Below are 916 nucleotides of genomic sequence, written 5' to 3'. Positions count from 1 at the left end.
GGCTGGTTCCGACACGCGGAACATCTAGCAAAAGTGGCTCCGCGATGCCAGTAAAACCCTCACTAATCCGCCACTTTTTACCCTGCGAGCAAGGGCGCCGCGGTGCGTTCGGGACGCCGCCAGTCAATGCCTTCGAGCAGCATCGAAAGCTGCGCCGCGGTGAGGCTGACCTTGCCCGCCTTGGTGATCGGCCAGACGAACCGGCCACGGTCCATGCGCTTCGAGAAGAGGCACAGGCCCTGGCCGTCATACCAGAGCAGCTTGACCAGATCGCCGCGCTTGCCGCGGAACGCGAACAGCGCGCCCGAGTGCGGACTCTTCTCCAGCACCTGCTGCACTAGCACCGCGAGGCCGTCGAACCCCTTGCGCATATCGGTGGCGCCGCAGGCCAGATATATCCGTGTCGTCGGCGGTAACGGGATCATCGGGCAAGGACGGACATCACCCGTGCCAGCGCATTGGCATCGACCGCCGCGTCGACGGTGAGCCGCACGCCTGACGGCAGCTCGATCCCGATCTGGCCGCTGCCTGCCGTCGCCGGGGCCGGAACGGACACCTCCACCTCGGCGAACGAGGGTGCCGGCGTGCGCTTCGCTCCCGTCAGATCGCCAGCCAGGGCCTGTCGGCGCCACGTATAGAGCAGCCCGCTGCCGACCGCGTGCCGCTGGCATGTCGCCGAGACCGAGCCGTCGGGGCCAAATGCCTCGCGCAGGATCGACAGCTTCTGATCCACCGACCAACGGCGACGGCCGCCAACGACCGCGATCCGACTGCTCATACGATCACTCATATGACCAGTCACAAGAGCACTCGCTCCCGCCGCTCCGATATCCTCGCTCATCACCGCTCCTCGCAAAGAGCGGCTATCAGCACCCCGGAACGCCGTCCCGCAAGGCGGCCTTCACACCACGGTTAC

2 protein-coding genes are annotated in these 916 nt (G+C 66.3%); both read right to left on the bottom strand.

Going from position 1 to position 916, the window contains the following annotated elements; translation table 11 throughout:
* Positions 1-77: 77 nt before the first annotated feature.
* Positions 78-425 (bottom strand): IS66 family insertion sequence element accessory protein TnpB, encoded by a 348-nt coding sequence (gene tnpB, locus AC58D2_RS20605; protein WP_006963110.1) that lies wholly within the window; start codon positions 423-425, stop codon positions 78-80.
* Entirely contained in the window at positions 422-778 is a 357-nt protein-coding gene (gene tnpA / locus AC58D2_RS20600) for an IS66-like element accessory protein TnpA (protein ID WP_497392892.1), read from the bottom strand. Before tnpA ends, tnpB begins: the two co-directional genes overlap by 4 nt.
* Positions 779-916: the final 138 nt, after the last annotated feature.

Source organism: Sphingopyxis sp. CR5 (assembly GCF_059693785.1).
This window is presented reverse-complemented; position numbering and strand designations above follow the sequence as displayed.

Coding starts and splice junctions, on each gene's coding strand:
- tnpB (WP_006963110.1), bottom strand. CDS start 425: ATGATCCCGTTACCGCCGACGACACGGATATATCTGGCCTGCGGCGCC.
- tnpA (WP_497392892.1), bottom strand. CDS start 778: ATGAGCAGTCGGATCGCGGTCGTTGGCGGCCGTCGCCGTTGGTCGGTG.